This is a genomic window from Chryseobacterium sp. CBTAP 102, assembly GCF_003201365.1.
GTDB lineage: Bacteria > Bacteroidota > Bacteroidia > Flavobacteriales > Weeksellaceae > Chryseobacterium > Chryseobacterium candidae.
In genome coordinates, this window is the sequence record NZ_QICX01000011.1 from 20,402 (window position 1) to 34,218 (window position 13,817).

Here is a 13,817-nt window from a genome sequence, read left to right on the forward strand (position 1 = left end):
AACTATTTGTTATGAAAAAAATTCTTTTAATCCTGTTAGGAATCATTGTTATTCTGGCTGCTGTAGTATTGATCAAAACTTACACCTATCCGTTTAAGAAAAATAATACCGGGGCAGGCGAGGGCTGGAAACCGGTAAAAAATGATTCTGCAGTCATGAGATTTTCAGGAGGAATAAAAGTGCCAACCGTTTCTACAGGGAGTTTGGGGGAATTCGACTATGCGCCGTTTGAACAGTTCAAATCCTATTTAAAAACCTCTTATCCATTAGTCTATCAGAATACCGAAAATGTTGAAGTCAATCAATATGGCTTGGTGTTCAGGCTTAAAGGAAGTAATCCTGCGCTGGAACCCATTTTATTCCTTTCCCATATGGATGTTGTGCCTCCCGGAGATGCTGATATAAAGAACAATGAAGAAAATGTATTCCGCCCGGATGATAAACCGCTGGAGCCTGTTTCAAAAGTTGCTGAAGACTGGGATTTTGCCCCTTTTTCAGGAGCAGTTGCCAATGGAAGAATCTATGGAAGAGGCGCAATAGACATGAAAGGAATGTTATTCTCTCTAATGGAATCCATGAATTCTATGATTAAAAACAAGCAGATTCCACAACGTGATATTTATCTGGCATTCGGTTTTGATGAAGAAGTGGGCGGAAAAAAAGGAGCAATGCAGATTGCAGATTATTTTAAGAAAAAAGGATTGAAGTTCGATGCCGTTTATGATGAAGGCGGATTAATTATGCGAAAAGGAAATGTAGCAGGCATAGACAGAGATGTAGCGGTAGTAGGATGTGCTGAAAAAGGGTTTCTTTCTGCGAAAATAAAAGTAAAAGGTTTGGGCGGGCACTCATCAATGCCTCCTATGGAAAGCGCTATCGGAAAAGCAGCTGTTATCATGCAGCGTCTGGAAGATCATCAGATGAAGCCTGTCATCACCCCTTTAATCAAAGAATTTTTTAATAATATTGGAGGTGAAATGCCTTTTACCACAAGAATGGCACTGGCCAATCAATGGCTTTTAAAACCGGTATTGATCTCCCAGCTTACTAAAAGCAATACAACCAATGCTTTGGTAAGAACCACAACAGCTTTAACGATGATGAAGGGAAGTGACGGTACCAATGTACTTTCTCCCGAAGTGGAATTTGTTGTCAATTTCAGATTGCTTCCCGGAAATTCGGTGAAAGATGTAAGAGACCATATTGCTAAAGCCACTGAAGGTTTTGATGTTGAGGTAGAAGAAATTGACAATACCAGGGAAGCCTCTGCTATTTCTCCAACCAATACCAAAGCTTTTAAAATAATAGAAGCCGGCGTGAAAGAAATTCATCCCGGAGCCATTGTTACCCCTTATCTTACTATGGCTGGAACGGATGCCGGTAAATATGAAATTGTAAGCAAAAATGTCTACAGATTCATGCCGATCAAGATCAACACTGCCGAACAACAGAGCATTCACAGCACCAATGAATACCTTAGCATTGAAAACTATCTGAAGATGATTCACTACTTTGAGTACATCATGAAGAATTACGACAGGTAAATGTCAATAGTGAATAGTCAATCCGCTGCGCTTGTGAATTTTAATGTAAGTTCGTATATTATTAAACGCAGTGTTCGCAAAGCTTTCTATGATGTTAAATTTCTTTCGATCGCAGAGGCGTTTCACTCAGCAATGTATACAGTAAGTTCTTGGCTGAACGAAGTGCCTTTGCGGACAAAATATAAAACGTTATCCAACAAATCTTGCGAACCTTAGCGTTAATAATGATTGACTATTGATTTTGCATAGCAAAAATTGACTATTGACTTAACAATCTTTCAAATCTTTTCACAAAAAATATAATATGTCAGGTTTTTAATACACATGCCTATTATTAAACGCAGCGTTCGCAAAGCTTTCTATGATGTTTAATTTCTTTCGATCGCAGAGTCGTTTCACTTAGCAATGTATACAGTAAGTTCTTGGCTGAACGAAGTGCCCTTGCGAACAAAATATAAACGTTATCCAACAAACCTTGCGAACCTTAGCGTTAATAATGATTGACGATTGACTTTGCGAAGCAAAAATTGACCATTCACGAACTAAACATCAAAAAACTTTCACAAAAAATATATTGCGTCAAGTTTTGTCGCATTACGGATATAGCTTTGTCATATCAAAATTACAGAGCTATGGAATTGCCATTTTACTTAAACTTTAACGACTTTGAAAGTAATTATTACGATAACCTTGAAAAATGGTTTGAAGAATATCATAATACCAGCGAAACAGATTATCTGAAAGCGCTTGCTGAGCTTTACAGGCCCTATGTGTATTATAACTTTGCAGATGATATGCTAAAGCCGGATGCCTCCATTGAAGTGAAAGACTGCTTTTTCCCCTATCATGAAAAAATCGGGATCTCTTTCTGTATTGATAGTGAAAACGGAATTTCCCCATCCAAAGGAATGAACCAGGTTTTTGAATTTAAAAATATTTCCATGATGGAGTATGCCCAGCATATTCTGGATAAGATCAATAAATTTTGTTCAAAAAATGCCCACGCTCTGGATGGCCACAAAAATATTCAGGATTATATTAATAATTACACCATTATTACTTCAATGGAAGGTGTAGGGTATTGTATCAGCTATAACCGCCATCAGAAAGCCATTCCTTTTTTAAAAGCTTATCTTCCTTACTATGGTCAGACCGTGAATATGGCGGTATACAGAGACTTTCTTTTTTCTGTTGTTCAGATTGCAGAATTTATAGACCAGAAACTGAAAACAGTACATGCTTTTAAACAGACTATTTATGCACGCTCTAGAGCGGAAGCGAAATTTAACGTACAGTTGAGCCGTCAGTTTCTCACATTGTGCAACTAAAATTTTACACCAAACATTCATACTTAATTATATTGCCGAAAACTTATGTTTTTCAACCCAAGATCCCGGTCAGTAATGAACGGGATCTTGTATTAAAAGCTTATAAATAATTACATTATTATACTACCTGCTTTTTCTATAAGGAATATTCCATATCAGATCAGCGGCCAGATAATGAACACCTTCATGATGAATACTTCTGCTGCCTCTGATGAGGTCATCCATATATCCTATATCTACGGTAAAAGGAGAGTTGGGAATCGTAAACATATAATAAGCAGCAACACGTATTTCACGATATCCAAACGAACTCCACTCAGCATCCGGCTTATTGAGATGGCTTATAGAAAACAGGGCTTCTGCACTTAAGGCCAGTTTCTGATTATTTTTAGGAGATAAGTTATAGGTAAGCTGACTTTTGATACGTGTTCTGAATTGAAAATCTTCCTCTGCTTGATGAAATTCTGCATCAAAAAACTTCCTGAATTCCTGCCGTATAGTACTTTTAAGTTTCCATTTCCGGCCAGGATCAAAAGTATAGGCATATCTTCCATACATTCTGAATTCCTGTTCCGTATTTTCCTTAGCATAAGGAGCTGTATTTTCATACTGTGGCTGACGGCGGTAACTTAAAGCATAGCTGTACTGCTGGTGTGGAGCAAAGGAATGATAAACTTCATGATTTAAAACAATAATAGCCTGCTTCGAAAACGGGTTATGATCATCAGGACTGCTTTTTCTCCCGATGGCTACATAGCTCAAAGCTTGTTTTTTACCCAAAGAGTCAAGTTGTCGCTTCACTCCGAAGGCTCCCCAGAAAGCGTTTTTGGCATCTCCCAATCCAGGTGGGCTGATCTGTGCTTTTATCGATGTTCCTATACATCCCAATAAAAATAATCCTGCAAAAAATTTCTTCATGCTCAATAGTATGGATAGCTGTTTTACTGTTAATTTTAAATGAATGCGAAACCATGAAACGGATAAGGATACTGTTGATACGCAGAGAGAATAGTTTGTGATAGCAAAATTAGAAGCTTTGTTCATAGAATGTTTATTCAAAATCTTGTAATACTGTTTAAAAACAAGACAAAGGAAAGCTCTGATTTGGGATAGAATTAGGAATAAAATCTTCTATAGGAAAAATGAAGGGTTGCAATAATATATTAATTGTGGATAAAGTGTGAATAACTTCTTAGTAATTTGTGGAAAAGTCCTTTTGTAGTTTTGGGGGTTGTTGTGTAATTATTTGATTTTCTATGGTATATGTGCAAAAAAATAAATTGCCACAATATAAATACTGTGGCAAAATGGTTTATGGACTTGGTTTATTTACCTGTTAATTCTGCCTTACTCCGCACATGGCATCCCATGTTGTCCAGAAGTGAGCATTGATAGCTCCGATAGGAGGATTTGTACTGTCTGCAACAATTCCTACCATAGAAGCACAGTTGGAGTTACAGCCTATTTCATTATGACTTCCGGCCTGAGGTGGGATCTGGCGCCATGTACCGGTAGAACCGCTTAATAATTCTACTTTAATTTCAAAGATACCCGAAAGATTGGGAGTCTGAATCTGTTTGGTAGGATTTTCACTTGAGATGAAATCACTCCAGTCTCCCTGTGAAAAAGTTACACGCCATGTAGAAATCATTTTAGAAGTATCGTTTTGTGGGGAAAGATACACCCAGAATTGCGCTCCGTTTCCTAGAACCAACTGGCCTGAAGAATTTGCATTTACACTTGTTGATGTCATATTGATTTGTTTTTTAGGTGATTAGATTGTATTTCAAAGTAACGAAGAACAAATAATATACTGTAGCGTATAAATTACCAATTATGAAACTGGGTATAAATACTTATAGAATTGAATGCAGAATAAACCGCGAATCTTAATCACAAAAAAAGCCTGTGCTAATCATTAGCACAGGCTTTGGTTTCTTGCAGAGAGGAAGGGATTCGAACCCTCGATACAGTTACCCGTATACTACCTTTCCAGGGTAGCTCCTTCAACCACTCGGACACCTCTCTTTTTGAGATTGCAAAAATAGTGTATTTTCTGGAATATCCAAATTATTCTTACAAATTAATCTGTAATTTCTCCACAAAGGCTTTTGGTGAAATTATCAGCAAAGCTTCCGGAGTAACTTGGATTATCAATTAAGTGCATGGCTTTGGTGATCGCTGTTTCCGCTGTCATGTCTCTTCCGCTGATCGCTCCGATCCTGGAGAAGATATTACTGTTTTCATACTTTCCGAATGAGATTCCTCCTGAAATACACTGACTTACCACCACAATTTCGGTTCCATTATCCCGGATTTCCTGAAGGGTTTCCTGCGTTTTGGCACTGCTGAAAATGGTTCCTGAACCAAAAACCTGAAGGATTAGAACCTTCATTTTAGGGATTTCTTTGAAGTGGCTTAGATGCATACCTGGGAAAATTCTCCAGAATAAAATATCCTCAGAAATATGTTCATCCACATGAAATTCCACCTCCGGATCACAACGGAACAGGTTATCTTTAATAATATTCAGATGAACTCCGGATTGTCCAAGAATAGGGTAATTCGGGCTTGAATAGGCATCAAAATACTCCGCAGAATATTTCAACGTTCTGTTTCCTCTTAATAATTTGTACTCAAAGTAAACGGCAACCTCCTGAATCACTGCTTCGTCATTTTCATAAAGGCTGGCATAATAAAGGCTGGTAAGAAGATTTTCCTTGGCGTCTGTTCTCAGGTCACCAATCGGAAGCTGAGAACCGGTCATGATGACGGGTTTTCTTAATCCTTTTAGCATGAAACTTAATGCTGATGCAGTATAAGACATGGTATCTGTTCCGTGAAGGATCAGGAAGCCGTCATAATCATCATAATTTTTTTGAATATAATTGGCGATTACTTTCCATTCTTCAGGCCCCATATCCGAAGAGTCCAGTGGCTTGGCAAAAGGATGAACAAAAACCTCACATTCCATAAGCCTCATTTCAGGCATTTTTTCAAATATATTACCAAAGTCAAAGGCACGGAGACTTCCGGTTTCGTAATCTTTTTCCATTCCGATGGTTCCACCGGTATAGATGAGCAGGACTTTTCGCTTCATGTACTGTTTTTAATTAAGAATTGGAGCCCGATTAGGGTTCATAGGTCAAAATTACGTTAATTTGCAAAGATTTGAAAATGAATGAAACGCTTATCGTAAAATTTTGTGAAAATATGATGATATTTGCTGGCGTTTCACAGGGCTATTGAAAAAATAACTAAATGCGGATGAAAGACTTAACGCAAACTTATGAATATTTAAAAAAGTTTTTAACCGAAGAAAGACTCGCTAAAATTGAACATTTTTCTCAGGAGAGTTCAGACTTTGTACTTCCGGTAGTAGAAGATGTCTATCAGTTCAGAAATGCAGCAGCCATCGTACGTTCTGTGGAGGCCTGCGGTTTTCATAAAGTAGTGGCTTTGCAGGAAGAATACAGTTTTGAACCCAATCTTCGGGTAACAAAAGGCGCCGATACCTGGGTTGAGGTGGAAAAACTTCCCCGAAATATGGAATCCTTCCAAAATATTAAAGACAGAGGGTATAAAATAGTCGTTGTTTCACTGGAAAATAATGCTAAAATGTTACCTGAATATGAAATTACAGAACCTATTGCTCTGGTTTTCGGAACTGAAATGGAAGGAGTTTCCCAGGAAATTTTAGATTTTGCAGATGAAACACTTGCTATTCCGATGTATGGCTTTACAAGAAGCTTCAACGTTTCTGTAGCCGCATCAATTTGCATGTATGAATTGAAGCAAAAACTGATCAGGTCTGATATTGAGTATAAATTAAATGAGGAAAAACTTTTGAGGATGAAAATCCTTTGGGCTGTGAATTCCATGAGAAGCGGACAGCAGATTTTTGAAAAATACCTGCGCGAAAATAATATTGACTGGAAATAATGTCAGAAAATAAAGAAGAGAAGGTTGATAAGCCTTCTCTTTCTTGTTTATATCATATTATAATAATTCCATGCCGCTACAAAGACACCGGCTGTCTCTGTTCTGAGCCTTTGATTTCCCAGAGATACTGCTCTTACTTTATGTTCTGCCAGAAATGCAATTTCCTTTTCTGAAAAATCACCCTCAGGACCTATTAGAAATATAACCTGTTGAAGTTGAGGGATATTTTTAAGATCAATTCTTTCCAGATTCTCATGGCAGTGTGCTACAAATGTGTGTTCCGGATCAATATTTTTCAGAAAATCACCTAGCTTTACAGCGTCATTGATCACCGGAAAATGAAATCTCAGGCTTTGCTTGGATGCTGCGATCACTTGTTTTCTGATTTTATCGATGTTGATGTTTTTACGCTCCGTTTTCTCAGTGATAATAATGCTTATTTCTGAGATACCCATTTCCACTGCTTTTTCCACAAAGAATTCGATTCTGTCAATATTCTTGGTAGGAGCAATCGCAATATGAAGTTTAGGATTGAATTCCGGCAGATTTTCTTTGATCTCAGAAATTTCAATTCCGGCTTTCTTGCCTTCTATCATAAGTTTTCCGGAAGCCAGTTTTCCATTGCCGTCTGTTACATGAATATCTTCTCCATCTCTCATGCGAAGAACTTTTACGATATGCTGTTGTTCTTCATCGTTGATGATGACTTTTTGATCTGTTATCTCTCCGTAAAATAATTTCATACATCCTGACTTATAAATGCAACTCCTGTTTTGATGGTTGTGTAAATGTCTGTATCACATTCCCGGTAAGAACACATGTATATTTCTTCTATCCAGGTATTATTAATAAATATCAGATTTAAATATTCCTGTTTTCTCAGATTATTTTTGATCGATAAATAATCTCCTTCCTTTGGAGTATAGGGAAAACTAAAAAGATGTTCAGAATTGATTAATTGTAACACTTCATCTTTGATATCCTGAATATATCCTGTTTCAGAACTTTCTCCGGTAAAATCTGAAAAAGTCTCTGATCCCTCATGTCTTCCTGTGATCGTTTCCAATACCCAGTAATATTTTGAATTCTTTTTAGACTGCGTTCCCAGTACTTTTTCTTCTAAGAGTATTTTCATAAATCGTATTTTGCCGTTGCGGAAGTTCTTAAATCTGTAAATTCTCCCCGCTCAAACTTCAGTTTTGCCACCATGGCAATCATGGCTGCATTATCTGTTGTATATTCAAACTTTGGAATATAAATATCCCAGCCCAGTCTTTCTCTGTTATCTTCCATTGCTTTTCTGAGTGCAGAGTTGGCAGATACACCTCCTGCAATCGCTACCTGATTTACATTGAGATCTTTGGCTGCTTTTTCAAGCTTATTCATCAGGATTTCAATAATAGATTTCTGTACCGAAGCACAAAGATCATTAAGATTTTCCTTGATGAAATCAGGATTTTTTCTTACTTCTTTCTGAATGAAATATAAAACGGAAGTTTTAATACCGCTGAAAGAATAATCGTAATTTTCCAGCTTTGGTTTGTTGAACTTAAAAGCATCGGGATTCCCTTCTTTGGCAAGCCTGTCGATAATAGGTCCTGCAGGATAATCAAGGTCAAAAATCTTTCCGATTTTATCAAAAGCTTCTCCTGCGGCATCATCTATGGTTTTTCCGATAATTTCCATATCAAAATAATCTTTTACCAATACAATCATGGTATGTCCGCCGCTTACAGTAAGGCATAAAAAAGGAAAGGTAGGCGGCACAGGATTTGCATCTTCGATGAAATGGGCCAGAATGTGGGCTTGAAGGTGATTTACCTCAATTAAAGGTACATTCAGGCTCATAGCCAAAGACTTAGCAAATGATGTTCCTACAAGAAGAGATCCTAAAAGTCCCGGTCCGCGAGTAAATCCTATAGCAGAGATCGCATTTTGTTGTATATTTGCTTTGGAAAAAGATTTTTCAACAACGGGAATAATATTTTGCTGATGGGCTCGTGAAGCCAATTCAGGGACAACGCCGCCATATTCTTTGTGAATGGCCTGGTTCGCGGCAATGTTTGAAAGAATAGAATTTCCCTTGATGATAGCTGCTGAGGTGTCGTCACAGGACGATTCAATACCTAAAATTATAGAGTCGCTCATAATAATGGCAAAGTTAGAGAATAATAACGAGAATGAGAATAAAAAATCAGTAGCTGAAAACCTAGGTGATCAGGTACAGAAAACTGTTGAAAATGTAGAGGGAAAAGTACGGGAAACAATAAAAGAAGCATCTGAGCTGGCTTCAGATGCCATACATCATCCTGTAGAAACAGCTGAAGAGTTTGGGAAACAGGCTGTAAAAGATGTTACCAGCTACACATGGTGGGCGAAACTTCTCTTGATTCTCTTCTGGCTGGGTATTTTCCTTGTAGGTGGAATACTTATTGCCATCAATCTGCCGGTAACGAAAAAATGGGCCGCTGATCAGGCTCTTAAGCTTGTTAACAATGATTTTAAATCTGATTTTTCTACAGAAAGTGTAGAGGTAAATTACTTCGGTAATGTCACGATAAAAGGGTTAAAAGTAAAAGATTATAAAGGATTTAATTTTATTACAGCCCGTGAATTTCGTGCTGATTCAGACTGGATGTCTCTGGCGGTGAATGCCATTTCAGGAAACAGCAATTCTTTAAGTTTTAATTCTCTGGCTCTTGTGAATGCCGATGTAAAGGTGATTACTTATAAAAGGGACAGTATATCCAATTTTGTCAGATTTGTTGACCTCTTCGACGACGGGAAGAAAAGAGACCCTAAGAAACCTCCTTTTCAACTGAATTCCAGAATTCAGATCATTGATTCCAAAGTTTCCATCATTAATGAAAACTCTCCCGGAGAGCAGGGAAAATGGCTTACTGCAACTAAATTCAACCTAAAAGCACCCAACGTAAAAGTTAACGGACCGAATGTTTCGGCATTAATTAATAATATGTCATTTGTAACTTCAAGGTGGGGGAAATCTCATTTTGTAGATACTTTTTCAACAGAACTGTCTCTAACGAAGCAGTTTTTGTCGTTAAAAGACCTTACGCTGAATACGGATCATACCTTGCTTCAGGGAGATATCAAATTTAATCTTCATGACGGATCCTGGGCCGATTTTGCAGACAAAGTACGCTGGGATATGAATATCAAACAGGGAAGTCAGTTAAGCGGCTATGATATCAGTTATTTTGTAACCAACTGGGATAATATCAAACCCTTCAATCTTTCCGGGGTTATGACTGGTCCTTTGAATAAATTCCATCTGGAAAACTTTCTGATCAGAAATCCTGACGTTAATATTGCCACCAAAACGATGAAGGTAGACAATCTGCTGAAAGGAAATTTTGCTATTGAAACAAAAGATCTTTCCACAGATTTTACGTATAAGGATTTAAAAGCTATGATGCCTTCATTCATCTCCACAAAGATGAAGAATTTTGCAGATGATTTCGGAAAACTGAAATATAATGGAACGGCAAAAGTAAATCCGGATCAGATTTACGTAGACAATGGAAATCTGATGACGGGAATCGGACAGGCGAAAATTTCCAAGCTTGCTCTAACAGGCTACAGTACTGCAATGCCAAAATATTCCGGTTATCTTGATGTTAAAGACCTTAATACCTCTGTCATTACAAAGAATAAAGCAGTAGGTTTAATTTCCGGTAAATTTGACCTTAACGGACAAAGCTTTGATGTTAATACCATGCGTCTGACGACAAAATCACAGATTACAAGTGTTGAAATCATGGATAAAACGATCAATAATCTGTATCTGGATGGTTTATTGGATCATAAAAAATATAACGGACTCATCACTGTTAATGATGAACAGGCAAAAGCTACAGTGAAAGGATTGATAGATTTCAGTACTTCGAGAATCGCTATGGATGTGAATGCAGATGTCACTTATCTGAACATGAATTACTTCACCAACAAACCTGGTAATCAGGTGGTAAGTGGCCAGATAGAAGGTAAAATGGCGATGTCTTCTATCAACGATCTTACGGTGGATGTGAATGCCAATAACCTTCACTTTGCTACAGCCACCCAAAAATACAATATTCCGAATGCCAAGTTAAAAACATTTATAGAAGCGGGCGGCCGCGTGATTGATGTAGATGCTCCGGGAGCAGCCACAGGCAAGATCTCGGGAAAATACAATCTTGCAGATCTTGCAGGAATGGTAGAAAATGGAGTAGGGAAAATATTAGTAGGACCGCCGCCAAGGAAATTGTATCGTGGGCAGAACTTTGCGTTGAAGTTTGATGTCCAGCAGGGATTGGTAAATTATTTCTTACCTGAATTGAGACTGAATCAAGGAGCTCTTGTAGAAGGAGAATATGACGGGAACTCAAACAATCTGGTTCTGAATCTCGATGCAGCGTCTTTAAAATATATTATGACTAAGGAGGAAGAAATTACAGATGCTGATCAGGCACTGGCATCTTCCAATCCTGATTATAAAATTAATGACCGTAAGAATGTAAGCAGAGATAGTGCGATGGTAGATAGTGTTAAAATTAGAATTAACACAGCAGACCTTAATCAGCAATTGTACGCTAAGATCAATAGAGTCATTTATAATAAAAATGTGATCAAAGATTTTGAGCTTAAAGGAAATAATGAAAACGGAAATACCCTTCATTTAGCTACTGTATTTAAGCATGGAAGTCCTGATGATGAGATTAATGAAAAGCTTAAGGAATATGCCATCAATGTAGATCAGTCTACGGATGCCGCTGGTGATTATGTATTCAGGTTTGAACCTACGGAGGTAAAATTCAATGAAGTTACCTGGGCGATAGATACAAGTCCTGAGCTGAATCACTCCATTACCTACAGAAAGAAAACCGGTGATTTTGATATCAGGAATCTGAGGGTTTATTCTGATAAAAGTGCTCTATTTATTAAAGAAGCACAGTTTAAATCAGCAAAAGACTTTTACATAGATGCGGATATTAATGATTTTGCAGTGGAAAAACTTCTGGACATGCAATCCGGAGGAAATACAATGGACATTAAAGGTCTTGCCAACGGAAGTGTTAAGATTAAAATGGATAAAAGCACGTTGCAGCCACTGGTAGATCTTAATATTGATGAAATTAAGATGAATGGCAATGATATGGGGGATATCTCTATTTCTGCCACCAATGGATTCTCATTGAACGTGTATGATATTGATGTGAAAGTTCATTCTGCCGGAGTACTTGGAAACAACAGCCTTAATCTGACAGGAACGGTTAATAATAATACCTCTTCGCCGATTATTGATCTTACTGCAGAAATGCGTGATTTTGACCTGGCATTTACACAGCAGTTTGTGCAGACTATTTTTGGCAACCTTCGTGGAAAAGCAACAGGAGATCTTAAAATCAATGGAAAGCTTAACAATCTTGATTATAGCGGAGATATTGCTCTAAAAGATTTTGGATTAAAACTTTTGTTTACCGGAGTAGATTATTCATTTGATGATACTGTGATTCAGCTTACCAAAGGACTTGCGATCCTCAATAATGTTGAAGTACACGACGGAAGAACCAATTCCAAAGGGAATATCTCCGGGGCAATTCAGTTTGAAACCCTTTCTTCAATGGGGGTGTCTCTCGTAATGAGAGCAGACAACCTGCTGATGCTGAATACCACACAAAAAGATTTTGACCTCTTCTGGGGAAGAGTGTATGGGCAGGGAGATCTTTACGTAGACGGACCTGTTTCGGGATTAAGTATAACAACTCCTAATATGAAGGCACTTAACGGAAGTACCTTTACCTTTAATTCCAGTTCTACTTCCAATGTAGAAGAATTTAAAATGCTGAGATTCCTGAAAGAAGGAAAAGATGGGTTGATTACCCTGGAGGAAAAGAAAAAAACAGGAGCCAATATGAACATTGACTTCAATCTGGCTGTTGATAAAGGAACTACTGTAAATGTACTGGTAGGAGATGATGTAGGGAATATTACGGTAAAAGGATCTGCTGATCCGTTGAGGTTCCATATGAACAGACAGGGCAATATAGCCATGAACGGTACCTATAAAGTAGATAACGGAACATTTGTTTCTAAGGCTATTCTTAATAAGACATTCCAGATTGAAAGAAACAGCAGTATCAGATGGGATGGTGATGCAATGAAGCCTATGCTGGATATTAATGCCAACTATGTCAGAATGGTATCCAATGCAGGAGAATATCTAAGTATGGGAAAACTACAGCCCATCAGTATATTGCTGCAGGCTCATATTACCCAATCGCTGGTAGACCCTCAGATTGATCTTAATGTAACGGCAATGGATGTATCCAGCCAGGTGAGAGAAACACTGGCCGCGAAAATGAGCCAGGAAGGAGAGAAGGTTCTCCAGTTCGGATCTGTATTGCTATTGAGTACCTTTAACGTATCCAATACAGGTGGATTTGATGTAAATGTGGGAAATGTAGCAGAATCTTCCGGATATAATATGCTTTTGAAACAGCTGGGATCTGTTCTTAATACAATGAGTAACGAATTCCAGATAGACCTTAATTATGTAAAAGGAGATCAGAACTCTAATTTTGGAGACAGAGCCAATGCCGGTGTGAGTGTAGCGCTTTCGCCAAGAGTCAATATCAAGACTGGTTTGGGTATTCCATTATCAAAAACAGATGGGGCACAGAATAATTATCTTTCCACGGAAGGATCTGTAGAATATGATCTGTCTAAAAAGAATGACGGTTCTTTGGTAATACGTGCGTATTCCAAACCTACAAACATCGGAATGGTGAGTACAAACGGTTCTGCTAATCAAGCTTATGGCGGAGGGGTAGTGTGGAGTAAAAGCTTCAATTCTTTGTTTAAAAAGAAGAAAAAAGACAAAAAAACTTCAGATGCAAAAGGTGAAATAAAAACAGATTCAATAAAATCGAATGGTAAATAATTAGAATATTTTAATGATTTTTATCATCTGTGTTAATTATTGTTAATATTTGATATATAT

At 37.7% G+C, this 13,817-nt stretch carries 10 protein-coding genes and 1 tRNA gene; 4 read left to right on the forward strand and 7 right to left on the reverse strand.

Translation table 11 applies throughout. The features are described from left to right. Nucleotides 1-11: 11 nt before the first annotated feature. Together C8D70_RS14975 and C8D70_RS14980 are read left to right on the forward strand one after the other, a co-directional pair. Nucleotides 12-1,544 (forward strand): M20/M25/M40 family metallo-hydrolase, encoded by a 1,533-nt coding sequence (locus C8D70_RS14975; RefSeq protein ID WP_110367820.1) that lies wholly within the window; start codon nucleotides 12-14, stop codon nucleotides 1,542-1,544. Nucleotides 1,545-2,176: 632 nt separating this feature from the next. Further along, nucleotides 2,177-2,872: a hypothetical protein gene (locus C8D70_RS14980; protein ID WP_110367821.1), complete on the forward strand. Its 696-nt coding sequence runs from the start codon at nucleotides 2,177-2,179 to the stop codon at nucleotides 2,870-2,872. A 123-nt stretch (nucleotides 2,873-2,995) separates the two neighbouring features. Here the strand turns inward: C8D70_RS14980 and C8D70_RS14985 are convergent, their stop codons facing one another. The 4 genes from C8D70_RS14985 to C8D70_RS15000 all read right to left on the reverse strand — a co-directional run bounded on the left by C8D70_RS14985 (nucleotide 2,996) and on the right by C8D70_RS15000 (nucleotide 5,972). Then, the gene (locus tag C8D70_RS14985; protein ID WP_181416138.1) at nucleotides 2,996-3,790 is read right to left on the reverse strand and encodes a DUF2490 domain-containing protein; all 795 of its coding nucleotides are present in this window, start codon (nucleotides 3,788-3,790) and stop codon (nucleotides 2,996-2,998) included. A 418-nt stretch (nucleotides 3,791-4,208) separates the two neighbouring features. Then, nucleotides 4,209-4,625, reverse strand: coding sequence for a hypothetical protein (locus C8D70_RS14990; protein WP_034696971.1), 417 nt, complete (start codon nucleotides 4,623-4,625; stop codon nucleotides 4,209-4,211). A 188-nt stretch (nucleotides 4,626-4,813) separates the two neighbouring features. Further along, nucleotides 4,814-4,900, reverse strand: a tRNA-Ser gene (locus tag C8D70_RS14995). A gap of 55 nt (nucleotides 4,901-4,955) precedes the next feature. Continuing rightward, on the reverse strand, nucleotides 4,956-5,972 hold the full coding sequence (locus C8D70_RS15000; protein WP_110367823.1) for an asparaginase: 1,017 nt from the start codon (nucleotides 5,970-5,972) through the stop codon (nucleotides 4,956-4,958). A gap of 161 nt (nucleotides 5,973-6,133) precedes the next feature. Here C8D70_RS15000 and C8D70_RS15005 point away from each other — a divergent pair, with 161 nt between their 5' ends. Further along, nucleotides 6,134-6,814: a TrmH family RNA methyltransferase gene (locus C8D70_RS15005; protein ID WP_110367824.1), complete on the forward strand. Its 681-nt coding sequence runs from the start codon at nucleotides 6,134-6,136 to the stop codon at nucleotides 6,812-6,814. Between the two features lie 47 nt (nucleotides 6,815-6,861). Here C8D70_RS15005 and C8D70_RS15010 read toward each other — a convergent pair whose 3' ends face one another. Genes C8D70_RS15010 through tsaD form a run of 3 tightly spaced genes read right to left on the reverse strand, consistent with a single transcriptional unit; the run spans nucleotide 6,862 to nucleotide 8,962 of the window. Then, entirely contained in the window at nucleotides 6,862-7,557 is a 696-nt protein-coding gene (locus C8D70_RS15010) for an RsmE family RNA methyltransferase (RefSeq protein WP_076596170.1), read from the reverse strand. Continuing rightward, nucleotides 7,554-7,949 carry a hypothetical protein gene (locus C8D70_RS15015; protein ID WP_110367825.1) on the reverse strand — a complete coding sequence of 132 codons (396 nt, stop codon included), beginning with the start codon at nucleotides 7,947-7,949 and terminating at the stop codon, nucleotides 7,554-7,556. The genes C8D70_RS15010 and C8D70_RS15015 overlap by 4 nt, the downstream gene beginning before the upstream one ends. After that, nucleotides 7,946-8,962 carry a tRNA (adenosine(37)-N6)-threonylcarbamoyltransferase complex transferase subunit TsaD gene (tsaD, locus tag C8D70_RS15020; RefSeq protein WP_110367826.1) on the reverse strand — a complete coding sequence of 339 codons (1,017 nt, stop codon included), beginning with the start codon at nucleotides 8,960-8,962 and terminating at the stop codon, nucleotides 7,946-7,948. Before tsaD ends, C8D70_RS15015 begins: the two co-directional genes overlap by 4 nt. Before the next feature lie 4 nt (nucleotides 8,963-8,966). Between tsaD and C8D70_RS15025 the strand changes: the two genes are divergently transcribed. Further along, a complete protein-coding gene (locus C8D70_RS15025) occupies nucleotides 8,967-13,757 on the forward strand; it encodes a translocation/assembly module TamB (RefSeq protein ID WP_110367827.1) in 4,791 nt (1,596 codons plus the stop codon). The last annotated feature ends 60 nt before the right edge of the window (nucleotides 13,758-13,817 follow it).